At 74.0% G+C, this 23988-nt stretch carries 17 protein-coding genes and 1 pseudogene; 9 read left to right on the top strand and 9 right to left on the bottom strand.

The window, feature by feature from the left end:
• Positions 1-382: 382 nt before the first annotated feature.
• The 3 genes from AB0947_RS03805 to AB0947_RS03795 are packed head-to-tail and all read right to left on the bottom strand — an operon-like array spanning position 383 to position 5672.
• Positions 383-1591 carry a VWA domain-containing protein gene (locus AB0947_RS03805; RefSeq protein ID WP_366748796.1) on the bottom strand — a complete coding sequence of 403 codons (1209 nt, stop codon included), beginning with the start codon at positions 1589-1591 and terminating at the stop codon, positions 383-385.
• Positions 1592-1596: 5 nt separating this feature from the next.
• Positions 1597-4545 (bottom strand): DUF5682 family protein, encoded by a 2949-nt coding sequence (locus tag AB0947_RS03800; protein ID WP_366748626.1) that lies wholly within the window; start codon positions 4543-4545, stop codon positions 1597-1599.
• Positions 4542-5672, bottom strand: a complete 1131-nt coding sequence (locus AB0947_RS03795) for an AAA family ATPase (RefSeq protein ID WP_366748625.1) — start codon at positions 5670-5672, stop codon at positions 4542-4544. The genes AB0947_RS03800 and AB0947_RS03795 overlap by 4 nt, the downstream gene beginning before the upstream one ends.
• 132 nt (positions 5673-5804) lie before the next feature.
• Between AB0947_RS03795 and AB0947_RS03790 the strand changes: the two genes are divergently transcribed.
• Positions 5805-7160, top strand: coding sequence for an SWIM zinc finger family protein (locus AB0947_RS03790; protein WP_366748624.1), 1356 nt, complete (start codon positions 5805-5807; stop codon positions 7158-7160).
• Between the two features lie 59 nt (positions 7161-7219).
• The gene (locus AB0947_RS03785) at positions 7220-9076 is read left to right on the top strand and encodes a DUF5691 domain-containing protein (RefSeq protein ID WP_366748623.1); all 1857 of its coding nucleotides are present in this window, start codon (positions 7220-7222) and stop codon (positions 9074-9076) included.
• A gap of 322 nt (positions 9077-9398) precedes the next feature.
• Here AB0947_RS03785 and AB0947_RS03780 read toward each other — a convergent pair whose 3' ends face one another.
• The gene (locus AB0947_RS03780) at positions 9399-9821 is read right to left on the bottom strand and encodes a cobalamin B12-binding domain-containing protein (RefSeq protein WP_366748622.1); all 423 of its coding nucleotides are present in this window, start codon (positions 9819-9821) and stop codon (positions 9399-9401) included.
• Positions 9822-10042: 221 nt separating this feature from the next.
• On the opposite strand from AB0947_RS03780, the gene AB0947_RS03775 reads away from it, so the two are divergent.
• Both AB0947_RS03775 and AB0947_RS03770 read left to right on the top strand, forming a co-directional pair.
• Positions 10043-10894, top strand: coding sequence for an alpha/beta fold hydrolase (locus AB0947_RS03775; RefSeq protein WP_366748621.1), 852 nt, complete (start codon positions 10043-10045; stop codon positions 10892-10894).
• Positions 10895-11192: 298 nt separating this feature from the next.
• Entirely contained in the window at positions 11193-12725 is a 1533-nt protein-coding gene (locus tag AB0947_RS03770; protein WP_366748620.1) for a M23 family metallopeptidase, read from the top strand.
• A gap of 58 nt (positions 12726-12783) precedes the next feature.
• Here the strand turns inward: AB0947_RS03770 and pcrA are convergent, their stop codons facing one another.
• Positions 12784-15300 carry a DNA helicase PcrA gene (gene pcrA, locus AB0947_RS03765; protein WP_366748619.1) on the bottom strand — a complete coding sequence of 839 codons (2517 nt, stop codon included), beginning with the start codon at positions 15298-15300 and terminating at the stop codon, positions 12784-12786.
• Positions 15301-15779: 479 nt separating this feature from the next.
• Between pcrA and AB0947_RS03760 the strand changes: the two are divergent.
• Both AB0947_RS03760 and AB0947_RS03755 read left to right on the top strand, forming a co-directional pair.
• Positions 15780-15986: pseudogene (locus AB0947_RS03760) on the top strand (glycoside hydrolase); the annotation flags it as partial.
• Positions 15987-16772: 786 nt separating this feature from the next.
• Complete coding sequence (locus AB0947_RS03755; protein ID WP_366748795.1) at positions 16773-17357, top strand: C40 family peptidase; 585 nt, start codon at positions 16773-16775, stop codon at positions 17355-17357.
• A gap of 120 nt (positions 17358-17477) precedes the next feature.
• On the opposite strand, the gene AB0947_RS03750 is transcribed toward AB0947_RS03755, so the two are convergent.
• On the bottom strand, positions 17478-17831 hold the full coding sequence (locus AB0947_RS03750; protein ID WP_356344828.1) for a hypothetical protein: 354 nt from the start codon (positions 17829-17831) through the stop codon (positions 17478-17480).
• 541 nt (positions 17832-18372) lie between these two features.
• On the opposite strand from AB0947_RS03750, the gene AB0947_RS03745 reads away from it, so the two are divergent.
• Positions 18373-19446 carry an NlpC/P60 family protein gene (locus AB0947_RS03745; protein WP_366748618.1) on the top strand — a complete coding sequence of 358 codons (1074 nt, stop codon included), beginning with the start codon at positions 18373-18375 and terminating at the stop codon, positions 19444-19446.
• 40 nt (positions 19447-19486) lie between these two features.
• Here AB0947_RS03745 and AB0947_RS03740 read toward each other — a convergent pair whose 3' ends face one another.
• Both AB0947_RS03740 and AB0947_RS03735 read right to left on the bottom strand, forming a co-directional pair.
• Complete coding sequence (locus AB0947_RS03740; RefSeq protein WP_366748617.1) at positions 19487-20230, bottom strand: response regulator transcription factor; 744 nt, start codon at positions 20228-20230, stop codon at positions 19487-19489.
• Complete coding sequence (locus tag AB0947_RS03735) at positions 20227-21516, bottom strand: PspC domain-containing protein (protein ID WP_366748616.1); 1290 nt, start codon at positions 21514-21516, stop codon at positions 20227-20229. The genes AB0947_RS03740 and AB0947_RS03735 overlap by 4 nt, the downstream gene beginning before the upstream one ends.
• 221 nt (positions 21517-21737) lie before the next feature.
• On the opposite strand from AB0947_RS03735, the gene AB0947_RS03730 reads away from it, so the two are divergent.
• Positions 21738-23180: a PspC domain-containing protein gene (locus AB0947_RS03730; RefSeq protein WP_366748615.1), complete on the top strand. Its 1443-nt coding sequence runs from the start codon at positions 21738-21740 to the stop codon at positions 23178-23180.
• Complete coding sequence (locus tag AB0947_RS03725; RefSeq protein WP_366748614.1) at positions 23167-23382, top strand: hypothetical protein; 216 nt, start codon at positions 23167-23169, stop codon at positions 23380-23382. The genes AB0947_RS03730 and AB0947_RS03725 overlap by 14 nt, the downstream gene beginning before the upstream one ends.
• Here AB0947_RS03725 and AB0947_RS03720 read toward each other — a convergent pair.
• Positions 23373-23900 carry a DoxX family protein gene (locus tag AB0947_RS03720; RefSeq protein ID WP_366748613.1) on the bottom strand — a complete coding sequence of 176 codons (528 nt, stop codon included), beginning with the start codon at positions 23898-23900 and terminating at the stop codon, positions 23373-23375. The genes AB0947_RS03725 and AB0947_RS03720 overlap by 10 nt on opposite strands.
• Positions 23901-23988 lie beyond the last annotated feature (88 nt).

Here is a 23988-nt window from a genome sequence, read left to right as displayed (position 1 = left end):
GCGCACACGGTGTCCGAGCGCGCGGCATGTCCGTCTCGCAGGTTATCGCTGCTTGCGGGGGCCCTCTAAATCGCGGGTCACACCTGAGCGGTGATACCTGTCACATGATGCCGGTTTACCTGGCACGGCGTGCCGCCTCCGGGTGCGGTACGGGCGTTCCGCGAGGCCTCACCGGGCTGGGGTTGACCCGGTGAGACCCCCTGGCGGCCCCGGGGGCGACCCGGGGCCGGGGCGCTTGATCCCCACCCCAATGGGGACCACACACCCGGTCCGCGGGGCTCCGCCCGGACGAGCCGACGGCTTTCGACCACCCGGGCCGGCCACCCCGCGGAGCTGTGCGCGCCACCCACTCCGCTTACCGGGTGCCCCTTCCCGCCCGGTGTCACGCCGTCTCCGGTATCGGCAGGGGCCGCTTCTCCAGCGCGGCGGCCATCACCTCGGGGAACAGGTCGGGCGTGCAGGCGAAGGCCGGTGCGCCGAGCGCGGCGAGCGCCGCCGCGTGCTCGCGGTCGTAGGCGGGCGCCCCCTCGTCGGACAGCGCGAGCAGCGCCACGAACTGCGTCCCCGACGCCTTCATCGCCGCGACCCGCTTCAGCATCTCCTGGCGGATACCGCCCTCGAAGAGATCGCTGATCAGCACGACGACGGTCTCGGCCGGCCGGGTGATCTGCGCCTGGCAGTAGGCGAGCGCCCGGTTGATGTCGGTACCGCCGCCGAGCTGCGTGCCGAACAGCACGTCGACGGGGTCGTCCAGCTGGTCGGTGAGATCGACGACCGCCGTGTCGAAGACGACCAGCCGGGTGCCGATCGACCGCATCGAGGCGAGGACCGCGCCGAACACCGACGCGTACACCACGGACGACGCCATCGACCCGGACTGGTCGATGCAGAGCACGACCTCCTTCTTCACCGACCGCGCGGCCCGCCCGTAGCCGACGAGCCGCTCCGGCACGACCGTGCGGTACTCGGGCAGATAGTGCTTCAGATTGGCCGCGACGGTGCGGTTCCAGTCGATGTCGTGGTGGCGCGGGCGGGTGACGCGGGCACTGCGGTCCAGGGCGCCGGTCAGGGTGGCCCGGGTGCGGGTGGCGAGCCGCTTCTCCAGGTCCTCCACCACCTTGCGCACGACCGCGCGGGCCGTCTCCCGGGTCGTCTCCGGCATCGCCTTGTGCAGCGAGAGCAGCGTGCCGACCAGGTGCACGTCCGCCTCCACCGCCTCCAGCATCTCCGGCTCCAGCAGCAGAGAGGCGAGGCCGAGGCGGTCGATGGCGTCGCGCTGCATGACCTGGACGACGGAGGACGGGAAGTAGCGGCGGATGTCCCCGAGCCAGCGCGCCACGGACGGCGCCGAGGCACCGAGCCCCGCCGACCGGTCCCGGCCCGTCTGCGGCTTGTCGCCCCTGCCGTAGAGGGCGGCCAGCGTGCCGTCCATCGCCGCGTCCCGCCCGGACAGCGCGTACCCGGTGCCGTCGGCCTGCTCCCCGCCGAGCACGAGCCGCCACCGCCGCAGCCGCTCCCGCGAGGGGTCGCCCACGTCCGCGGATGTCACGGCCCTGTCTGTCCTGCCTGTCCTGTCCGTCCCGTCTGTCATGTCCGTCATGTGCCCACCCCCGTGAGGCAGTCGTCGTGCGGGGAATCGGGTGCCGTGGTGCGTATCGCCTCGCGGTTCGCGCCGGGTGGAGGGGTGCGCGCCGGGACGGGCACCGTGTCGAGGTGCGCGTCCAGGCCGAGCAGCAGCCGCAGTACCGGGAGGACGGCGTCGGCACGCCCGGTGTCCGGTTCGGCGGCGAAGCCGGGGATGCCGGCTCCCTGGGCGGTGGTCCCGCCGGGTCTGCCCGCGGGACCGCGCCGGACCAGTTCGCCGAGGGTTCTGCGCACGCCCGGCTCGTACGCCGCGAAGGTGCGCCGCAGCAGCGGCAGTACGTCCGTGAAGGCGTCCGCCGGAACCCCCGTCAGCCAGGTGTCCAGCAGGGCGAGCAGCCGCTCGTCGTGCACGAGCAGCAGGCCGCCCCCACCGCCGGCGAAGCCCTCCACCCAGGCGGCGGCCACGGCGGGAGGGGTGCCCGGCGACAGCGCGAGCCCCATCAGCCGGGCCGCCTCCCCGGACGCCAGCGCCCCGTCGTCCAGCAACAGCCGCACGGCCCGGCCCCGGATGACCCCGGGCACGGTGTCCCGCAGGGCCAGCACCCGCAACACGGCCCGCCAACGCCCCCGCAGCCCGCCCCCGGCTCCGCCGACCACCCCCGCAGCCGCCTCGCCTCCGGCACGGTCAGCGACGGCATCACCATCCGCAGCCGCACGGGCACCCACACCGGCGTCATCACCGCTCACGCCCGCAGGCCCATGGGCGCCGTCACCGGCCGCCCCCGCAGGCACACCGGTGCCTCCCCCGCCGTCTCCCGCGGAGTCAGCGGCATCCTCACCCCTCGCCGCGGCCACACCGGTGCCCTCGCCTGTCCCGCTCGCAGCCGCACCGGCAGACGCATCGGCGCCCCCGCCGGCCGCCCCCGCAGCCACATCGGTCCCTCCCCCACCGTCTCCCGCGGAGTCAGCGGCATCCTCACCCCTCGCCGCAGCCCCATCGGCGCCCTCCACGGCCACGGCCACGGCCTCCCCGGAGCCGCGAGCGCCCTCAGCAACCACCCCCGCATCCGCATCGGCACCGTTCCCGCCCGCACCGGCAAGCACATCGGCGCCCCCGCCCGCCGCCCCGGTCAGGCTCTCCGTCAGTAGTCCGACCGCCGTGTGCACGGCGTCGACATGGCCGCGCATTTCCTCCGCCGCGTCCGTGTCGAGTGCGACGCAGGCCGGGGGCAGGCCGACGAAGACGCGTTCGGCGAGGCCCGCCGCGACCTCGGCCAGCGCGCCGGTGTCGGTGCCGCGCACGTCGCCGTAGCGCAGCGAGCGGACCAGGGCGGGCAGGGCCTGGGCGAGGTGGCCGACGTCGGTGTCCAGGGCCGCCCGGTCGGCGAGCACCCGCATGACCACGGGCAGCGCGTCCGGCAGTCCCGCCAGCAGGCACTGCTCGGCGAGCGCGGTCACGTCGGCGAGTGCTCGCGCCCCGGTCGCGTCCGCCTCCGCCTTGGCCCGTGCCGCCGCGTGGACGGTCGTCCCCCACACGCCCGCCTCGGCGACCCGTACCGACAGCTCGGGCTCCCAGCGCAGCCGCCAGGTCTCCCGGAACGTGCCCGTGCTCCCCCGGGACCGCACCGGCTCGCCCCAGCCCACGCCGAGCAGCCGCAGCCGGTGCAGCAGCCTGCTGCGGCCGGCGTCGGTGTCCCCGCGCAGATCCAGCTCCAGCTCGCGCTCCAGCGCCTCGGGCTTCAGCCGCAGCGACCGCTGCCGGCGGGCCAGGTCGCGCTGCAACGGCACCGCGGGCGCCGACTCCGGGACCTCGCCCAGGACGTCCCCGACCACCAGCCGGTCGTGCACCAGCGCCAGCGGCACGTCCGAGCCGTCACACAGCACCGCCCGCACCGCGTCGGTGGTCTCACCCAGCCCGGGCAGCGGGCGGCCCCGCATCGCGGCCAGGGTCTCCGCGAGCCGTACGGCCTCGATGACGTGCGCGGAGGACACGATCCGGTCCTCCTCGCGCAGCAGCCGGGCCACCTTCGTCAGCCATCGCTCGACCGGCCGGTCGGGGGCGTGGAACAGGTGCCCGTACCAGCCGGGCGAGTCGATGCCGGCGCCGTAGCCGCCGGACCGGGCCAGCCTGCGGTGCGTCCACGGCACCCAGGTCAGGTCGGCCCTGGTCCTGGGCAGCCCCCTGAGCAGCGCCCGGTCGGCGGTGACGGTGGTCCTCTCGCGCAGCGCGGGCACGTGCCAGGCCCCGCAGACCACGGCCACCGCGTCCCCGAACTCCTTGCGCGCATCCCGCAGCCTGAGCCGCATGTGTGCCTCGCGGACGAGGTCCCGGGGACGCCCGCCGGCGCCGTACCGCTCGCGCAGCGCTTCCATGGCCTCCGCCACCGCCGCGAACGGCGCGAAGGGGTCACGGGCGCCCGGCCCCCGGTGCTCGACGACGTCCTCCCACCAGCGCTCGGGATCGTCGTACCCGGCCGCCTCGGCGAGCACGGCGAGCGGGTCGACGCGGGCCTGGTCACCGGGGCGGGGATCGGGACCGGGAACCGGATCGAGCCCGGGCCCGGGCTCTTCGGCGCCGGCGCCGTCGCCGGACTCGTCCGCTTCCTTCTGCCACGCCAGCGTGTGCGTGGCCGGCAGGTCGATGAAGCGGGCCGGGACGCCCTGGTCGAGGGCCCACCGCAGGGCCACCCACTCGGGACTGAACTCGGCGAACGGCCAGAACGCCGAGCATCCGGGCTCGTCCACGGCGTGGGCGAGCAGGGCGACCGGGGGCCGCAGGCCCGGGTCGGCGGCCAGCGGGACCAGCGCATCGGCCTCGGGCGGGCCCTCGATCAGCACGGCGGCCGGCCGGGCGGCGTCCAGCGCGGCCCGCACCGCGCGCGCGGACCCTGGCCCGTGGTGCCGCACCCCGAGCAGCAGCGGCCCGGCGGCGTACGCCGTGCTCCCGCCGGTGCCGGTCACGCGCTCACCTCCCGGCAGGCGCGGTAGAAGTCGGTCCAGCCCTCGCGCTCGCGCACGACCGTCTCCAGATACTCCTGCCACACGACCCGGTCGGCCGCCGGGTCCCGGACGACGGCGCCGAGGATGCCCGCGGCGACGTCTCCCGGCCGCAGCACGCCGTCGCCGAAGTGGGTGGCGAGCGCGAGGCCGTTCGCGACGACGGAGATGGCCTCCGCCGTGGACAGCGTGCCGCTGGGCGACTTCAGCTTCGTGCGGCCGTCGGCGGTGACGCCGTCGCGCAGCTCGCGGAAGACGGTGACGACCCGCCGGATCTCCTCGATGCCGTCGGGCGCGGCCGGCAGGTCGAGGGAGCGGCCGAGCTGCTCGACCCGGCGGGTGACGATGTCGACCTCGGCGTCGGCGCTCTCCGGCAGCGGCAGCACCACGGTGTTGAACCGGCGGCGCAGGGCGCTGGAGAGGTCGTTGACCCCGCGGTCGCGGTCGTTGGCGGTGGCGATGAGGTTGAAGCCGCGGACCGCCTGGACCTCTTCGCCCAGTTCGGGAATGGGCAGGGTCTTCTCGGACAGGATCGTGATCAGCGTGTCCTGCACGTCGGCCGGGATGCGGGTCAGCTCCTCCACCCGGGCGGTCATGCCCTCGGCCATGGCGCGCATGACGGGGCTGGGCACGAGCGCGTCGCGGCTCGGTCCGTGCGCGAGGAGCTGCGCGTAGTTCCAGCCGTACCGGATCGCCTCCTCCGGGGTGCCGGCCGTGCCCTGCACCAGCAGCGTGGAGTCACCGCTCACGGCGGCTGCCAGGTGTTCCGACACCCAGGTCTTCGCGGTGCCGGGCACGCCGAGCAGGAGCAGGGCGCGGTCGGTGGCGAGCGTGGTGACGGCGACCTCGACGATGCGGCGCGGGCCCACGTACTTGGGGGTGATCACCGTGCCGTCCGGCAGCGTGCCGCCGAGCAGGTACGTCGCCACCGCCCACGGCGACAGCTTCCAGCGGGCCGGGCGCGGGCGGTCGTCCTGGGCGGCGAGCGCGGCGAGTTCGGCCGCGAAGGTGTGCTCGGCGTGCGGTCGCAACGCCTGTGCGCTCTCGTCACGGTCGGGTGCGGCGGTCGTCGGTTCCACGGACACAGACATGGCTGAGGCCCCCTCCAGCTCGGCCGGTTCGGATCTGGCATCAACCGTGCACCACGCCACTGACAATCGCTCTGACCAGCGGAAACGCGCTTGCCGGACCGATTGTCAGTGGCGGGACCTACCGTCGGTGACATGACTGAGCAGGGGGTGCGCTGGACCGCGGACCAGGTGCTGGCACTGGCGCCTGACGCCGCGTCACGCAAGGCCGGGAGCAAACTCGCCGTCGCCGGGCCGTGGTCCGGGACGGGGAGCGGGGAGGGGACGGTGTGGGGGCTGTGCAAGGGCAGCGGCAGCAGGTCGTACCAGACGGTGGTGGACCTGGCCGACGCGGCCGGACCGGCGTACAAGTGCAGTTGTCCGAGCCGTAAGTTCCCGTGCAAGCACGCGCTCGGGCTGCTCCTGCTGTGGGCGGGCGACGACGGCGCGGTGCCGGCCGCCGCGCGGCCGCCGGAGTGGGCCGGGCAGTGGCTCGCGGGCCGGCGCGGACGTGCCGGGAGCGGACGGGCGCGGGCCGAGGCGGGTCCGGCCGCCGGGCCCGCCGATCCGGAGGCGGCCCGGCGGCGGGCCGAGCGCCGGGCCGAGCGGGTCACGGCGGGCGCGAGCGAACTGGAGCAGCGCCTGGCCGACCTGCTGCGCGGCGGCCTGGCCGCGGCCGAACACGCGGGGTACGGCCTGTGGGACGAGACGGCGGCCCGCATGGTCGACGCGCAGGCGCCGGGACTGGCCGCACACGTCCGGGAACTGGGGGCGATCCCGGCGTCCGGTCCGGGCTGGCCGGCGCGGCTGCTGGAGGAGTGCGCGCTGCTGCATCTGCTCGACCAGGGCTGGCTGCACCGCGACCGGCTGCCGGACGGCCTCGCGGCCACGGTCCGCTCCCGGCTCGGCCTGCCCGCCGCGCCGGACGGCCCGCCGGTGCGCGACCGCTGGCTGGTGCTCGCCCAGTACGACACCGTGGACCCGAAACTGACGACGCGCCGCATATGGCTGCACGGCGCGGGGTCCGGCGGTACCCGGCTGCTGCTGTCCTACGGCGCGGCGGGCCGGGCGCCGGAGCTGTCGCTGCCGGTGGGCCTCGCCCTGGAGGCGGAGCTGACGGCGTACCCGGGCTCCGGCCGGTCCCGGGCCGCCCTGGGCGAGCGGTTCGCCCCGCCGGCCCCGGCCGCGTTCCGGCCGCCGGGTGTGTCGACGGCCGAGGCGGTGTCCCGGTACGGCGAGGCGCTGCGCGACGACCCGTGGCTGGACGCGGTCCCGGTGACCCTGGACCGGGTGACGCCGGTCCCGGACGGCGACGGTTGGCAACTGGCCGACGCCGGCACGGACACGGCCCTGCCGGTGAGCCGGGCCGCCCGCTCCCGGCCCGGCCTGTGGCGGCTGGTCGCCCTGTCCGGCGGCACCCCCGTCACGGTCTTCGGCGAGTGCGGCCACCGCGGCTTCACCCCGCTCACGGCGTGGGCGGAGGGAGAGGGCGAGGCGGTGCCGCTGTGCTGACCCCGGCGGGCGAACGCGGAAGGGAAGAAGACGAAACGGAAGAGGGAGGGGAAGGGAACATGATGAACGGGACACCGCCCAGCGGCGGGACACGGGCCGGCGGCGGGACACAGGCCGGCGGGGAGGCAGGCGATCCGGCGGGCTCCTGGGGGAGTCCGGCGAACACCGAGCACCACTCGGTCGGCTCCTCCGCGAACCCCCTACAGGCCCCGGCGGCCTCCCGAACGACCGCGGTCCCCTTCCCGCCGGCCCCGGCCGCCTCCTGGGAGGACCTGGTCACCACCGCGCTCCTCGGTACCGACCGGCGTGCCCCGGCGCACGTCGTACCGGGCCGTCCGGCGCCGGTGGCACTGCTCGACGCGGCGGCCGTGGCGACCGTACGGCGGCGGGCCGGGTTGCGGCCCGCGCGGGCGGCACGGCGGCCCGGTCCGGCGCCCGCCGATCCACGCCCCGCCCTGCCCGCACCGGCGGCCCGCAGACTCACCACCCTGCTGGCCGACCGGTCCGGCGGCGCGGCCGGCGGCCGGCGGGGCAGCTCCCCGGACCTCATGGAGCTGCTCCCCCAGTGGCTCGCGGCGGCCAACGCGCACGGGTACGCCGCGCCCCCGCAGCTGCTGCCCGCCCTGCTGGACGCGGCCCGGGGCCGCACGGACCTGCGTCCGGCGGCGCTGGCCTTCGCCGGCCCGCGCGCACTGTGGCTGGCCCGGCTGAACGCGGACTGGCGGTTCGCCCTGCGCGCGGCCCCCGGCGGCGGCGCGGCACTGCCCGATCCGGCGGACACCGAGGCGGTGCGCCGGTTGTGGCAGGAGGGGCTGTTCGCCGAGCGGGCGGCACTGCTGGGGGCCCTGCGCGTCCGCACGCCCGCGCTGGGCCGCGACTTGCTGGCGTCGACATGGGCGACGGAGCGGGCGGAGGACCGGCTGATGTTCCTCGACTCGCTGCGTACGGGCCTGTCGGACGCGGACGAGCCGTTCCTGGAGCAGGCGCTGGGCGACCGCAGCCGCAATGTCCGGGCGACGGCGGCGGAACTGCTGTCGGCGCTGCCGGGCTCGGCGCTCGCCGCGCGGATGGCCGTACGGGCCTCGGCGTGCGTGGCCCTGGACCGTACGGGGAGCGCGCCGGCGATCGCGGTGGAGGCGCCGCTCGAATGCGACGCGGCCATGGAACGGGACGGTGTCGTGGCCTCACCTCCCGCGGGGCGGGGAGAACGGTCCTGGTGGCTGGGCCAGTTGGTGGAGGCCGCCCCGCTCGGCACCTGGCCGGGGCGGCTGGGCGGACGCACGCCTGAGGAGATCGTCGCGCTGCCCGTGGCGGACGGCTGGCAGGGTGAGCTGCACGCGGCCTGGTGCCGGGCGGCGGTACGGCAGCGTGACGCCGGGTGGTCGAGGGCGCTCCTCGGCTCGCCCTCGGCTTCCGAGGCGGGTGGGCCGGGCGCGGTGTCCCTGGCGGAGCGGGCGAAGCTGCTGGCCGCGCTGGATCCGGCGGAACGCGCCGTGTGGGTCGCCGGGTTCATCGCCACGCACGGCCTGTCGGAGGCGTTCCAGTTGCTCGGGGTGTGCGCGGTCCCCTGGGCTCCCCCGCTGGGCCAGGCGGTCGTGGACGCCCTGAACATCGCCCGGGACGCGGGCAGTTACCCGTGGAGCTTCAGCGGGGTGATGGGCCTGGCGGAGCGCTGTCTGGACCCGGCGGAGGCGGTCCGGCTGGAGGCGCTGCTGGCGGTGCCCGACGAGCGGGAGGACGCGTCGCCGGGGGCCGGCGGGTACTGGGCGGAGGCCTTCCAGCGCCTGGTCACGACCCTGCGGCTGCGGGCGGCGATGACCCGGGAGCTGACCCCGCCCGCCCAGACCACCCCGGCACCGGGCACACCCGCGCAACCACCGAAGACACCCGCACCACCACGGGAGGCAGCCGCGTAACCCGAGAAGGGACCACCCGGCCACCGGCGGCGACCGCGCGACGGCCGAGGACAGCCGCCTGGCCTGCGCAAGCAGCCGCAGAACCGCCGGGCGCGGCCTCGGACCGGCCTTGGGACGGGCTGGACGGGGGACAGTCGCGTGACGGCCGGAGACAGCCGTCCACCGCGCGCAAGCAGCCGCGGAACGGCCCGGAGCAGCCGCCTACCCGACGGGAGGAGACCCCAGCCACCAGGAGCGAACCACCGCGCAACCCCGGAAGCAACGCCGCTCGGAAACAGCCGCGCCGCCCGGAGACAGCCGCCGGACCGCCGGAGACAGCCGGTCAGCCGCCCGATGCCGCCGGCTGGCGGACGTTCGCGCGGACCCACTCCACGATCGACGCGGTCGTCGCCCCGGGGGTGAAGATCTCCGCGACGCCCTTCTCCTTCAGCGGCGGGATGTCCTCGTCGGGGATGATGCCGCCGCCGAAGACGAGGATGTCCTCGGCCTCCCGTTCCTTGAGCAGGCCGATGACGGCGGCGAACAGCGTGTTGTGGGCGCCCGAGAGGATGGAGAGGCCGATCGCGTCGGCGTCCTCCTGGATCGCGGTGTCGACGATCTGCTCCGGCGTCTGGTGGAGCCCGGTGTAGATGACCTCCATACCGGCGTCGCGCAGGGCCCGCGCGATGACCTTGGCCCCACGATCGTGGCCGTCGAGCCCCGGCTTGGCGACCACCACGCGGATCGGACCGGCTGCCACACCCATCACTGCCTCCATCAAGCGACCACGGAAGCGATCGCTTCCGTCCGTATCGACAAGTACCGCACTTTTGGCGCGTTCCGCCACCGTCGCGAAGTGAACGAACGTTATCTCCAGCATCCCGCAAGCGGCAGTTTTACGGTGCGCGGCGAGGGGGAAATCACATGGTGGGACATGAGGGCACACGGGGGTCGAGCCGCCCCCCGGTGTGCCGACAGGAGGTGCCCATGAAGGTCACCGGGGTTTTGCCGCTCTTCCTCCCGCTCTGCCGCCGTATGTGGCCCGGCAGACTCGCCGGACTGTCCATGACGCTGCTGCGGGCGACGGCCTTGGAGGCGGCGATCCTCGCGGGTCACCTCCTGCTGTACCCGACCGGCCTGATCCAGGAGCGGCGCTCCGGCGCCCTGCCCGCCCCGGACGGCACCGCGCGGCTGCCGGTCCGCCCCGCGCCACCGGTCGTCCTGCTGCACGGCTTCATCGACAACCGTTCGGTGTTCGTCCTGCTCCGCCGCACCCTCGCCCAGCACGGCAGGCACCGGGTGGAATCACTCAACTACTCGCCGCTGACCTGCGACATCCGCATCGCGGCCGAGCTGCTCGGCCGGCACATCGAGGAGATCTGCGAGCGCACCGGCAGTGCCCGGGTCGATATCGTCGGGCACAGCCTCGGGGGTCTGATAGCGCGCTACTACACCCAGTGCCTGGGTGGTGACCTGCGGGTACGCACGCTGGTCACCCTCGGCACCCCGCACTCGGGGACCCGGGTGGCGCCGCTGGCGGACGCGCACCCGATCGTGCGGCAGATGCGGCCGGGCTCCGCGGTGATCGAGGAGCTGGCCCGGCCCGCCCCCGGCTGCCGGACCCGCTTCGTGAGCTTCTGGAGCGACCTGGACTCGCTGATGGACCCGCTGGAGACGGCCTGCCTCGAGCACCCGGACCTGGACGCGCAGAACGTCCGGGTGACCGGTATCGGCCACCTCGCCCTGCCCGTGCATCCCGCCGTGGCGACCGGGATACGCGAGGCCCTGGACACCCCGGACTCCGGGGACCGGGCCGCCGACGGCCTGACGGTGGCCTGAGCCCGGTCCCGACCCGGTTGCGGCTCCGATTCCGGCCCCGGTTACGGCCGGGGCGCAGAGCCCGTGCAGAGCCCGCGCACAGCCGGCGCATCACCGACGCACAGCCCGCACTTCGCCACTCGACATCGAACATGCTTCGAACGCAAAGCCAAGGTCGGGTCCTGGAGCCCCGAAACACGGCCGAATGCCCGTTTCCGGCCCACGCGAAACAGGCCGAAGATTGTCGCGCCCAGGTACCGCCGGGTACAGTCGCCGCACTGCTCTGGCAGCCCCTGTTGTCGAGGCGAAAGAGAAGTTGGTGAACGACCGTCACCCGTCGGGGACCATGACCACCCCGGCCCCGGCTTCCGACGCCTCCACCGCGCACTACGCGCCGTACGGGGCACAAGAAGCTCCCTACGACGACCTCACCACGTACGGCGGTTACGACGCCACCCATTTCGCCGGTGACCCCGGGAGAACCACGGCCTTCCACACCGACCCGCTCTTCGGCAGCCTCCCGGGCGGCGAGCAGGCCACCGGCGCGTACGACACCACGCACTGGCAGACCGGCACCGCCCAGACCCCGGCCTACGACCCGTACGCGGCGCAGCAGTACGCCGCCTATGACTCCGGTGTCTACGACAGCACCGCCTGGACCGTCCCCGGGCAGCCCACCGGGAACGACGTCAGCGGCCAGTGGGACGCCGGCGCCTGGTCGCAGCCGGACTCGTCCGGCGGCGCCGACCCCGCCCAGCAGTGGGAGTGGGGCACCCAGACCTTCGACACGGGCGCGTACGACGCCACGCAGTGGAACTCCGCGGGGCAGAGCGTGCCGGCGCAGTCCGAGCCGGGTGGCGAACCGTTCGATCAGCAGGCCACCGCGACCTTCGAGGCGGTCGGCGGCCCGCAGTCCGCGTTCGAGCACGCGGGCGACCCGCAGGCGGGCGCGGCCTTCGAGCAGGCACCGTACGAGGACACCGACTTCGACGAACAGCACGCCGCCGACGGCGAGTCGGACTCCACCGGCGAACTGCCGGCCGCGACCGGTCTGCTGGACGGCCAGGAAGAGGTCGCCCCGGCGCCGGCGACCCGCGCGGGCTCGCGCGGCGGGGCGCGCTCCCGGCGCCGTACGCCCGCCAAGCGCTCCGCGCTGCTGACCGTCGCCGTGCCGTCGGCCTGTGTGATGGGGGTGGCCGGGATCGCCGTCGCCTCGGTCGGCGCGCTGACCGACGACTCCAAGGACACCGCCACCACTGCCTCGGACGCGCAGCCGGTCAAGCCGTCCGTCGCCAACAGCAAACTGGACAGCCAGCTCAAGACGCTCTCCGCGGGCGCCGACGACTTCGCCGACCGGGCGAGCCGCACCCAGGAGCGGATCGACCTCAAGGCGCAGCAGGAGCTGGAGAGGAAGAAGGCTGCCGCGGAGGCCGCGCTCAAGGAGCGGCTGCGGCCCAAGTTCGCGCTGCCGGTCACGCAGCACGGACTCAGCGCCTACTTCGGCCAGGCGGGCATCAACTGGATGTCGGTGCACACCGGCATCGACTTCCCCGTCTCCTACGGCACGACGGTGATGGCCGCCACCGACGGCACCGTCACCACCAAGTGGAACAGCGCCTACGGCAACATGATGATCGTGACGGCGAAGGACGGCACGGAGACCTGGTACTGCCACCTCTCCAGCTACAGCGTCGCCTCCGGTACGACCGTCAAGGCCGGCCAGCCGATCGGCCATTCCGGCAACTCCGGCAACTCCACCGGTCCGCACCTGCACTTCGAGGTACGGCCGGCGGGCGGGGCGGCCATGGACCCGCTGCCGTGGCTGCGCAGCCACGGGCTGGATCCCACGTAGACACCAGGGCCCCGCTCTTCAGCGGGGCCCTTCCGGCTTTCTCGGCTTGCCCTGCCTGCTACAGCTTCTCCACCGGCGCGTACCGCAGCAGCAGCCGCTTCGGCTTGGCGTCGCCGAAGTCGATCGTCGCCTCCGCGTTCGAGCCCGTCCCCTTCACGGCGACGACCGTGCCGAGCCCGAACTGGTCGTGGGTGACCCGGTCCCCCACGGCCAGCGCGACCACCGGCTTCTCCGACGTGCGCCGCGTGGCGAACCCGGACGCGCCCGACGCCGAGGAGCGCGAACGGGTCGAGGACAGCGAGGCGGCGATCCCGGACGCCGGCCCGGAGGCCACGGGCGCCGCCGCGCCGGTCCGCTTCCACTCCACATGGGCGGGCGGGATCTCCTCCAGGAAGCGGGAGGGCGGGTTGTACGACGGCTGGCCCCAGGCGCTGCGCAACGCCGACCGCGTGAGGTAGAGCCGCTCCCGCGCGCGCGTGATGCCGACGTACGCCAGGCGCCGCTCCTCCTCCAGTTCCTTGGTCTCGCCGAGGGCGCGCATGTGCGGGAAGACGCCGTCCTCCATGCCGGTCAGGAACACGACCGGGAACTCCAGGCCCTTGGCGGTGTGCAGGGTCATCAGCGTGATGACGCCGTCGCCGTCCTCCTCGTCCGGGATCTGGTCGGAGTCGGCGACCAGGGCGACCTGCTCCAGGAAGTCGGCCAGGGTTCCCTGCTCACCCTCGCCCCGCTCCTGCTCGAACTCCAGGGCCACGGCCGCGAGTTCCTGGAGGTTCTCGATCCGGGTCTCGTCCTGCGGGTCGGTGGAGGCCTGCAACTCGGCCAGGTAGCCGGTGCGTTCGAGGACGGCCTCCAGCACGGTGGCCGGTCCGGCGCCGGACTCGACGATCGTCCGCAGGTCCTCCATCAGCGTGTTGAACCGCTTGACCGCGTTGGTGGAGCGCGCGGCCATGCCGTACGCCTCGTCCACGCGCTTCAGGGCCTGCGGGAAGCTGATCTTCTCGCGCTGGGCGAGGGCGTCGACCATCGCCTCCGCGCGCTCGCCGATGCCCCGCTTGGGCACGTTGAGGATGCGGCGCAGCGGCACCGCGTCCTCCGGGTTGGCGAGGACCCGCAGGTAGGCGAGGACGTCCCGGACCTCCTTGCGCTCATAGAAGCGGACTCCGCCGACGACCTTGTAGGGCAGGCCGACGCGGATGAAGATCTCCTCGAAGACACGGGACTGGGCGTTGGTGCGGTAGAAGACGGCGACGTCTCCCGCGCGCGCGTGGCCCGCGTCGACCAGGCGGTCTATCTCCTCGGCGACGAACTGGGCCTCGTCGTGCTCGGTGTCGGCGACGTAGCCGACGATCCGGGCGCCCTGCCCGGCGTTGGTCCACAGGTTCTTCGGGCGGCGGGACTCGTTGCGCTCGATGACGGCGTTGGCGGCGGACAGGATGGTCTGCGTGGAGCGGTAGTTCTGCTCCAGCAGGATCGTCGTCGCGTCCGGGTAGTCCTCCTCGAACTGGAGGATGTTGCGGATCGTCGCACCCCTGAAGGCGTAGATCGACTGGTCCGCGTCGCCCACGACGCAGAGTTCGGCGGGCGGGACGTCGTGCTCGCCGGGCGGGGTGTCCTCGTCGTGCTCCCCGGTGCCGACGAGCTCCCGCACGAGCGCGTACTGGGCGTGGTTGGTGTCCTGGTACTCGTCCACCAGGACGTGCCGGAAGCGGCGGCGGTAGTGCTCGGCGACATCGGGGAAGGCGCGCAGCAGGTTGACCGTCGTCATGATCAGGTCGTCGAAGTCCAGCGCGTTCGCCTCGCGCAGCCGCGACTGGTACAGGGCGTAGGCCTGCGCCAGGGTCTTCTCGAAGCCGTCGGTGGCCTGGGCGGCGAAGTCCTCCTCGTCGATCAGCTCGTTCTTCAGGTTGCTGATCTTGGCGCTGAAGGACTTCGGCGGGAAGCGCTTGGGGTCGAGCTCCAGGTCGCGGCAGACCAGCGCCATCAGGCGCTTGCTGTCGGCGGCGTCGTAGATCGAGAACGACGAGGTGAAGCCGAGCTTCTTGCTCTCGCGCCGCAGGATGCGCACGCACGCGCTGTGGAAGGTCATCACCCACATCGCGTTGGCGCGCGGGCCGACGAGCTGCTCGACGCGCTCCTTCATCTCGCCCGCGGCCTTGTTGGTGAAGGTGATCGCGAGGATCTGGCCCGGGTGGACGTTCCGCTCGGCGAGCAGGTAGGCGATGCGGTGGGTCAGTACGCGGGTCTTGCCCGAGCCGGCACCGGCGACGATGAGCAGCGGGGAGCCGGCGTGCACGACCGCGGCGCGCTGGTTCTCGTTCAGCCCCTCCAGCAGTGCCGCCGCGTCCAGGACGGGGCGCGGGGCGCCGTCGCGGTAGTAGCCTCCCCCGCTCTCGCCTTCGCTCGCGCGGGGGGACCCCCATCGGTCCGGAGGCACGTCGAACTTCCCGCCGAACAGATCGTCCGGAAGCGGCTCCGGAGCATGATCGTCCTCGGGCGGCGGCGGGGGTTCCTCCTCGTGCCCACGGGGGGTCTGGAGGTCCGCCAGGAAGCTGTCGTCAAAGAGGCTGCTCATCGCTCTACGAGTCTAGGGCGCCGCACCGACAACCGGTCGCGGTCCCAGGAACATGACGGCTCCCGGCGCGGGTCGGTCTTCGCGAGGACCGGGCGCGCCGAGCGCTCACGCATCGGAAGCACCTGGTCACACGCACGTGAACCTTCACGCCCCCAGGGCAAAGGTCACGGAAATGTATCGGACAAAGCGCACACCAACCTTCACAGAAGACACACGAGTTGGCTAGGTTTCCGTCAGGCCGCACGACCCCCCTCCGGCGAACCTCGCCGGGCCGCGCGGCCACCGCCGAATCCGGCGCGCCCCCGCACGGTGCCCGGAGCCGGGGACCCACCGATCCTGGGGTGAATCGGCCGACTCCCGCCCGGGACGACGCCGTAGGGCGACCCTTCCGATCACCCCCGAACCCTCCCCCCGAGGGAAGACCCGGGTACCCCCACCGCTGACCCCGGCAGGCGGCAGTACGGAAGGAGTCGCCTCCCTTGGCGTCGCACCGCAAGCCGCGCCCCGGCGGAACCCAGGGAGAGGGCGCCCGCACACCCGCCCTCGCCACCGCCGCCCTCACCTCCGTGGCCGTGCTCTCCCAGACGGCCGGGGCCGCACCCTCGCCCGCCCCGGGCCGGCCGAGCCAGGAGGAGATCGCGCGCAAGATCGAGGACTTCTACCGCCGAGCGGAATCGGCGGCGGAGACGCCGGTCGCGGCAGCCGACGGGGGCCGGGGCGGCCGGCGGGCCGGGCGAGCCGACCGGGACGCCGGACGGGCCGCGCGGGACGCCGGGCGGGCTGATCGTGGGGGCAGGGACGCCGACGCCGGGGTCGGAGGTGCCTACCGGGCGGCCGGGTGGGCCGAACAGGGGACCGGGTGGACCGGGTCCGGGGGGAGCGGGCAAGGAGGCGGGTGGACCGAGCCCGGTACCGGAAGCGCCGACCGGGGTACGGAGTGGGACGGCCGGGGAACGGGGTGGACCGACCGGGGCACCGGAAGCGTCGATCAGGAAACCAGCCGGACCGGACGGGGCGCCGGGCGGGCCGCACGGGCCGGGTGGTCCAAGCGGGCCGAGGGCGGCGAGCTGGTCGAGCCGGCCGCGGCCTCACGACGGCCCGCCGACAACCTCCAGCGGCTCCGGGACGAGGTCGCCCGCCGTGCCCGGCACCGGGGCCGCGCCGTACAGCGGGCCGTGAACCCCGGCCAGGACAGGGCCCTCCCCACCACACAAGCCGTAATTCCGGCTGAGGGCGGCACCGTTCCGACCGGGCAGCCCGTGATTCCCGCACAGGACGGCACTGTGCCGCCCCAGCGGGCCATGATCCCGGCCCAGCGCGGTACGGTCCCGGCCCAGCGCGGCACGATCGGTGTCCGGGGTACGGGCGTGACACCGCCGCCCGCCGGGGGCACCGCCGTCGCCGGTCCGGTTGGGCACACGGCCGTTCCCGCGCCCCTCGGGAACACGGCGGACCACCGGGCGGAGGTGGCCGTGAGCGGCCCGAGGGCGGCCAAGGCGGCCGTCCAGAAAAAGCTCGCCCACGCGCGCGTGCTGCTGTCCCAGCGGGCGACACGGACCACTGCCACGCCCTCCACCGCCTCCACGGCCACGGCCACGGCCACGGCCACGGCTTCCACGGTCACGACTGCCGCCGTCGCGCCCGCAGCCACCCCGGCCCCAGCCGCCGCACCGCCCTCGGCCGCAGCGTCCGGCACCTACGCCACCAAGGCCAGGAAGGCCATCGCCTTCGCCCGTGCCCAGGTCGGGAAGCCGTGCGTGTGGGGCGCCGCGGGTCCCGGCTCCTACGACTGCGCGGGGCTCACGCAGGCCGCCTGGAAGTCCGCCGGCGTCACCCTCCCGCGTACCGCGCGCGAGCAGGCCGGCGCCGGCACCCCGGTCGCACCGGCCGACGCACGCCTCGGCGACCTCGTCTTCTTCGGCGACGACGCCGGCCACGTCGGACTCTGCACAGGCGACGGCATGATGATCCACGCCCCCAGGCCGGGCGCGTACGTCCGCGAGGAACCGGTCTCCGGTATCGAGGCGGCCGTCCACAGCGTGGTGCGGCCGGGCTGACTCAGCGGCGCACCGAGGTTCACGTCCGGGGAACCGCGATCAAGCCCACGGGAACGGCGATCAAGCCCAGAGGACGACGATCAGGTCTCCAGGACGTCGGTCGAGCCCACAGGACGACGATCAAGTCCACAGGACGGCGATGAAGATGTTGGCCGTGGTCAGCAGGCCGACCAGCCCGAAGAGGCCCTTGTCGATCCGCTCCTCGTCGCGCTTCACATAGACCAGGCCGAGGATCACGATCAGCAGGGCGAGCTTCACGCCGATCTTGACGGTGTTGACGTGGTGGTCGTCGGCCTGGTTGAGGCCGACCAGGGCCACGCCGGTGACCAGCATGGTCAGCGCGCCGTGCAGCATCCCGGGCACGAACCGGGCCGTGCCCTGGCCCATCGCCTTCATCTGGGTGAGGAAACCGCCGAGCAGCGCGGCGATGCCGATGATGTGCAGGCCGACGAAGAGATGGATGAGTACGTCCATGGAGCCGGAGCCTAACCAGCCGGCTCCGGCCCACCACCCACCGGACCCCCTCCTCAAGCCCCCTTCCTGAGCCGACGACCCTCCATGACCGTCCCGGCGACCCCCCGTCACCGCCCCCGGCGACCCTCCGTCACGGCCCCCGGCGACCCTCCGTCACCACGCCCTCCCGCGAATCCGGCAGTCCGGCGGCCCCGCCATGCGGTCTCGCATATATGCGCCCCATAGCACCTCACAGCCACCGGCAGTCCCCCTTTTCCGCTCTTCGGTCAGCACGCTCCGTAAAGGCGACGGCTCCAGTGAGCCCGCATGGTCACATACGGTCACGTCTCGGTCCGTCCGAACCAGTTCCGTACACCGCGTTACCTTCTCGTCACCGTCCGGCCTAGCGTCCTCCCCCAGGTGACCGGCTCCCCACCGCCGCCCGGACCAGGGGCGGCAGTCGGCCACCACCGCCGGAAGAGGCCCGGCGGCTGCCCGCTCCCCTGTGCGGGCCGCCGCGGGGCGTACCGACCGCTCGGTCGTGTGAGTCGTACGGAAGGACGTGACGGTCCAGGTGGCAGCGCACCGCAAGCGCCCCCAACGCCCGCTCAGCGGTCATACGGCCCGGACGGCCGCCACGCTCGCCCTGGCGGGCGCGGCCACCGCGACCGCCTTCGACGGGACGGGGCAGGCCGAACCACAGCCGACGCCGGCGCAGGTGAAGGCCAAGGTGGAGACGCTGTACCGGGAGGCCGAGGCCGCCACCGAGAAGTACGACGGGGCGAAGGAGGAGGCGGACGCCCGCCAGCGGCGGCTGAGCGCGCTGCAGGACGAGACCGCCCGCAAGCAGACGAAACTCAACTCGGCACGGGAGGCGCTGGGCTCGATCGCTGCGGCGCAGTACCGGGAGGGTGGCATCGACCCGGCCTGGCAACTGGCCCTCTCCAGCGATCCCGACCGGTATCTGGACGGTGCCGCGTTGGCGGAGCGGGCCGGTGACCGGCAGGCCGCCGCGGTCTCCCGGGTGCGTCAACAGCTGCGGGAGATCGAGCGGTTGCGCGGCGCCGCGCGCGTCGAGGTGAGGTCGCTGCGGTCGCGGCAGGCGGAGCTGAGACGGCAGAAGGGGATCGTCACCGGCAAGCTGGACGAGGCCCGGCGGCTGCTGGCACGGCTGACTCCGCCGCAGCGGGCCGAGGTCACCGGTGCCGGCGGCACGGGCGCCCGTGTCTCCCGGTCGGGCACCGGCGCGCGGCAGCCGCTGGAACGGCCCGGGTCCGCCGCCCCTGCCTCCCACGCGGCGGCGGCCCTCGCCTACGCCTACAGCAAGCTCGGCAGCCCCTATGTGTGGGGCGCCACCGGACCGAACGCCTTCGACTGCTCCGGTCTGGTGCAGGCCGCCTACCGCTCCGCCGGCATCTCCCTGCCCCGCACCACCTACGCCCAGATCAGCGCGGGACGGCGGGTGTCCCGCTCCGAACTCCAGCCGGGTGACCTGGTGTTCTTCTACTCCGGGATCAGCCACGTCGGCATCTATGTGGGCGGCGGCCAGATGATCCACGCCCCCAACCCGTCGGCACCGGTCCGTCTCGCCCCGATCGACCAGATGCCGTTCGCGGGAGCGACAAGGGTGGAGTGAGGGACGCCGCGGGGCTGCCCCGGAGCGGGACCGCGGGGGGTCAGACCAGCCGGCGCGCGGTCGCCCAGCGGGTCAGTTCGTGCCGGTTGGACAGCTGGAGCTTGCGCAGGACCGCCGAGACGTGGGACTCGACCGTCTTCACGGAGATGAACAGCTGCTTGGCGATCTCCTTGTAGGCGTAGCCCCGGGCGATCAGGCGCAGCACCTCGCGTTCCCGCTGGGTGAGGCGGTCCAGGTCCTCGTCCACCGGAGGGGCGTCGGTGGAGGCGAAGGCGTCCAGGACGAACCCGGCCAGCCGCGGGGAGAAGACGGCGTCGCCCTCCTGGACGCGGAAGATCGAGTCGACCAGGTCGGTGCCGGTGATGGTCTTGGTGACATAGCCGCGGGCGCCGCCGCGGATCACCCCGATCACGTCCTCCGCCGCGTCCGACACCGACAGCGCGAGGAAGCGGACCGGCCGCTCGGCGTCCGCCATCAACGCGGCGCACCGGCGCAGCACTTCGACCCCGCCGCCGCCCGGCAGGTGGACGTCGAGCAGGACCACCTCGGGCCGGGTGGCGGTGATGACCGCGACCGCCTGGTCGACGTCCGCGGCCTCGCCGACCACCTCGACCCCGGTCTCGGCGGTCTGCCCGATCTCGGCCTGGACGCCGGTACGGAACATGCGGTGGTCGTCCACCAGCACCACCCGTACGCGCCGTCCGCCCGCGCCGCCGCCGGTCCGGTCGGTCTCGGCCGGCTCCGCCGCCCCCGCCGTGCCGTTCGCCTCGGTCGCGTCGCTCATGACGTCTTCTCCGCCCTCTCCATCTCCAGCTCGACCTCGGTGCCGCCGTCCGGCACCGCCCGCAGCCGGGCCGTGCCGCCGTAGCGCTCCATGCGGCCGATGATCGATTCTCTGACACCCATGCGGTCGGCGGGTATCGCGTCGAGGTCGAAGCCCGGGCCACGGTCCCGCACGGACACGAAGACCGTCTTTCCCTCGACTTCGGCGTAGACCTGTACGGCACCGCCCTCGCCACCGTACTTGGCGGCGTTCACCATCGCTTCGCGCGCGGCCTGCATCTGCGCACCGGTCTTCTCGTCGAGCGGGCAGTCGCCGACTATCACGACCTCGATGGGCACCCCGTGCTTGTCCTCCACCTCGGCTGCGTTGCGGCGCACGGCCTCGGCGACCGTGTCCGGTTCGTCGGCCTCGTCCTTGCCGGTGCCCTCCGGCTTGTAGAGCCAGGTCCGCAGGTCGCGCTCCTGGGCGCGGGCGAGGCGGCGCACCTCGCCCGCGTTGTCGGCGTTGCGCTGGATCAGTGTGAGGGTGTGCAGCACGGAGTCGTGGACGTGGGCGGCGACTTCGGCGCGTTCCTGGGCGCGGATGCGCATCAGCCGCTCCTCGGACAGGTCCTGGGTCATGCGGACCAGGTAGGGGCCGGCTAGCAGGGTGATGCCGACGAGGACGGCGAGCGCGGCCTGGAGGACGGCGCCGAGGTGGGCGGTCGAGCCCTGGAGGACGAAGATGGCGGTGACACCGGCCGTGACGAGCAGGACGCCGCCGGCCGCGCGGAGCAGGGTGAGGGTGCGGCGCCGGCGGCCGGCCTCGGCCCAGCGGGCCCGGCGGGCGTTGTCCGCCTGGCGCCAGACCAGGGCGACTCCGGCGGCGACGAGCACGGCGGGCACCAGGTACGCCTTGGTGGCGCTGCCCAGGTTCACGCTGCCGACGAAGACCACGGACACGATGACCATGAGGAGCAGCGCGACGATCTGTCCCCGGTCCGGCTTGCGGGCCACCAGTTTGCGGCGGCCGTCCGGCGAGGTCTCCGTGCCCACCAGCGACGGCTTCTGGTCGCCGACGCCGCCGATGCCGAGCGGCACGAAGAACCAGAACGCGGCGTACAGCAGCGCTCCGAGTCCGTCGGCCAAGAACAGGCCGACGAAGACGAGCCGCACCCACACGACGGGCAGCCCGAGGTGCCCGGCGAGGCCCCGCGCCACTCCGCCGAGCCAGCGTCCGTCGCTGCTGCGGTAGAGCTTGCGCGGGGGCCGCGGGTCGTCGAGTGGCAGGCTTGCGGCTTCCGGCATGCCAACGATGGTCACACGAGCGGCGGGAGGGAGCATCAGGGTCGGCCCCCGAGACGCCCCTGATCTTTCGTCGGGGGCGGTCCGGGCGGGCGGTTCGGCGGGTGTCGCGCGGCGCCCGGTGCCGCTCGAACGCTTCCCCGTCCCGTCTCAGGGCCGATTTCAGGGTTGGCCCAGGGTCGTCCCGACTGCCGTCGCGGCGGCCGGGCCGTCACCATGGACGCATGACGGATCACGAGCACGCCGCGACGGGTCCGGGACCCGGCCCCGGCCCGCGCCCGGCCCCGGGCACCGGGCCGACGGATGCCGCGCCCGCCGCGACGGACGAGACGGGAGCGGCCGGCGCCGGCCCGCACTCCCCCACGCACGAGCCGGAACGGAAGGAGGGCGCCGAGGTGCCCGACCGGTTCCGGCGCGACCGCCGGCACAAGATGATCGCGGGCGTGTGCGCGGGACTCGGCCGGCAGACCGACATGGACCCCGTCATCTTCCGGATCACGTTGGCCGTGCTCTCCGCGACCGGTGGTCTCGGCCTCATCTTCTACGGCTTCGCCTGGCTCCTGGTGCCCTACGAGGACGAGGAGGAGAACGAGCTGCGCAAGCTCCTCACGGGCCGGGTGGACGGCCAGGCGCTGGCCGCCGTGCTGTTCGCCCTGGTCGGCTGCGGGATCTTCCTGACGATGCTGAGGAACGGCGGGGTCCTGGCGTTCGCGACGGTGCTCTCGTTGCTGCTCGCCGGCGCCGGGTACTGGTCGCGGCGCCGTGGCGCTCCCGACCCCGACCCCCTGGCCGCGCAGGCCGCGGCCGACGCGCCGCCGGAAGCCCAGGCGCCGCCGGTCGTCACCACCTACCCCTCCTGGTGGCGGGACCCGATCGTCAAGGACGGCACCCATGTCGGCGGCACCGGTTATCTGTGGGGGCCGGGCGACGCCCGTGAGCGTGATCTGACCTCGGTCGTGGACGTCGGCGTACCCGATCCCTGGACACACCCCGGGGCGATACGGACGCCGCACGCCGCGCCCCCGAGACCGCGCGGCCCACGCTGGATCGGCGGCTGGGTGTTCCTGCTCGCCCTGCTGGCGGGCGGCCTGGGCACGGGGCTCAGCTGGGACACGCACCCGCTGGGCACCAGCCTGCAGACCGGACTGGCGTGCGCGCTCGCGGTGTTCGGGCTGGGCATCGCGCTCAGCGCGTTCCTGGGCCGCACCGGGGCCGGCACGGTGTTCCTGGCGCTGGTCACGGCGGGGCTGCTCGCGGGGGCGTCGGCACTGCCCCGGGACATCACCACCCACTGGCGGGAGACGTCGTGGAAGCCGGTGGCGGCGGCCCAGGTGCGGTCCGAGTACGACCTCGGCACCGGGCGGGGCACCCTGGACCTGACCCGGGTGCACCCGGCCAGGGGGCAGACGGTCGCGACGGACGCCCGGGTGGGCGCGGGACAGCTGAAGGTGATCGTGCCGGCGGATGCGGCGGTGCGGCTGAGCGTCGACGTGGGGGTGGGCGACATCCGGCTGCCCGGGGACAGCGGAAAGGACGTGGACGTGCGGCCCGGCAGGCACCAGGAGGTGACGCTGGCGCCCGCCAAGGGCGCCGGGAAGGGCGGCACGCTGGATGTGACGCTCGGCGTCGGAGTGGGACAGGTGGAGGTCAGCCGTGCTGCGTCATGAGTTCCAGCCGGGAAAGCTGGTCACCGGGCTGTTCCTGACCGCCACCGCCGTGGCCTTCGCGGGGGACGCGGGCGGTCTGTGGGAGACACCGTGGTTCGCGGTCGTCCCGCTGGTCGTGGGCGGGCTCTGCCTGGCCGGCGTCACGGCGGTGCTGACCCGGGGGATACGCAGACGGGGCGGCGCCGAGGGCGGTCAGCGGTAGCCGCCGGTCCTTCGGCGGCGGGCCCGCCAGGCGGCGTCGAGGGAGAGGTAGGGGGTGCCGGCGAGGACCAGGGGGAGCCAGGCCATCAGATAGGCGAGGTCGTTGCCGTAGTAGTAGGGGGTGGTCGCCCAGCTCACCGTCAGCCAGAGGCTGAGGGAGATCAGCGCGCCGCCGAGTGCGGCCAGCCGGCCGAACAGGCCGATCAGGACGCCGATGCCGACGGCCAGTTCACCGAGGGCCATGGCGTAGCCGAAACCGACCGGGCTCTTCAGGGCCAAGTCGACCAGGGCCGGGATGGCGGCGGAGTCGCGGGCCGAGCGCATGGTGTCGCCGATGGAGCCGGTGCCGCCGGACTTCAGGAACGCGCTGTCGGTGAGCTTGTCCAGACCCGCGTAGACGAAGGTGAGGCCCAGGAAGATCCGCAGGGGCAGCAGGGCGTAGTGGCTGGCGGTCTCCCGCCAGGTGCGGTGGCCGTCCAGCCGGGTGGTGTGCATGTCCGTCCGCATCCCGTGAGTCATCGCTGCCCGCCGCCTCTCGCCCGCCGTAGCACCCCTCACGTGACCATACGTATGACGAAGGGAGCCCGTTCAATCCTTTCCTGAACGA

It is taken from the genome of Streptomyces sp. NPDC047841, from assembly GCF_040704085.1.
GTDB lineage: Bacteria > Actinomycetota > Actinomycetes > Streptomycetales > Streptomycetaceae > Streptomyces > Streptomyces argyrophylli.
This window is presented reverse-complemented; position numbering and strand designations above follow the sequence as displayed.

What these genes read in the sequence shown, in the direction of transcription:
- AB0947_RS03735 (WP_366748616.1), bottom strand. Translation starts at nt 21,516, where the DNA reads ATGCCGGAAGCCGCAAGCCTGCCACTCGACGACCCGCGGCCCCCGCGC.
- AB0947_RS03805 (WP_366748796.1), bottom strand. Translation starts at nt 1,591, where the DNA reads ATGACAGACGGGACGGACAGGACAGGCAGGACAGACAGGGCCGTGACA.
- AB0947_RS03785 (WP_366748623.1), top strand. Translation starts at nt 7,220, where the DNA reads ATGATGAACGGGACACCGCCCAGCGGCGGGACACGGGCCGGCGGCGGG.
- AB0947_RS03790 (WP_366748624.1), top strand. Translation starts at nt 5,805, where the DNA reads ATGACTGAGCAGGGGGTGCGCTGGACCGCGGACCAGGTGCTGGCACTG.
- AB0947_RS03780 (WP_366748622.1), bottom strand. Translation starts at nt 9,821, where the DNA reads ATGGGTGTGGCAGCCGGTCCGATCCGCGTGGTGGTCGCCAAGCCGGGG.
- AB0947_RS03750 (WP_356344828.1), bottom strand. Translation starts at nt 17,831, where the DNA reads ATGGACGTACTCATCCATCTCTTCGTCGGCCTGCACATCATCGGCATC.
- AB0947_RS03740 (WP_366748617.1), bottom strand. Translation starts at nt 20,230, where the DNA reads ATGAGCGACGCGACCGAGGCGAACGGCACGGCGGGGGCGGCGGAGCCG.
- AB0947_RS03720 (WP_366748613.1), bottom strand. Translation starts at nt 23,900, where the DNA reads ATGACTCACGGGATGCGGACGGACATGCACACCACCCGGCTGGACGGC.
- AB0947_RS03795 (WP_366748625.1), bottom strand. Translation starts at nt 5,672, where the DNA reads ATGTCTGTGTCCGTGGAACCGACGACCGCCGCACCCGACCGTGACGAG.
- AB0947_RS03775 (WP_366748621.1), top strand. Translation starts at nt 10,043, where the DNA reads ATGAAGGTCACCGGGGTTTTGCCGCTCTTCCTCCCGCTCTGCCGCCGT.
- AB0947_RS03730 (WP_366748615.1), top strand. Translation starts at nt 21,738, where the DNA reads ATGACGGATCACGAGCACGCCGCGACGGGTCCGGGACCCGGCCCCGGC.
- pcrA (WP_366748619.1), bottom strand. Translation starts at nt 15,300, where the DNA reads ATGAGCAGCCTCTTTGACGACAGCTTCCTGGCGGACCTCCAGACCCCC.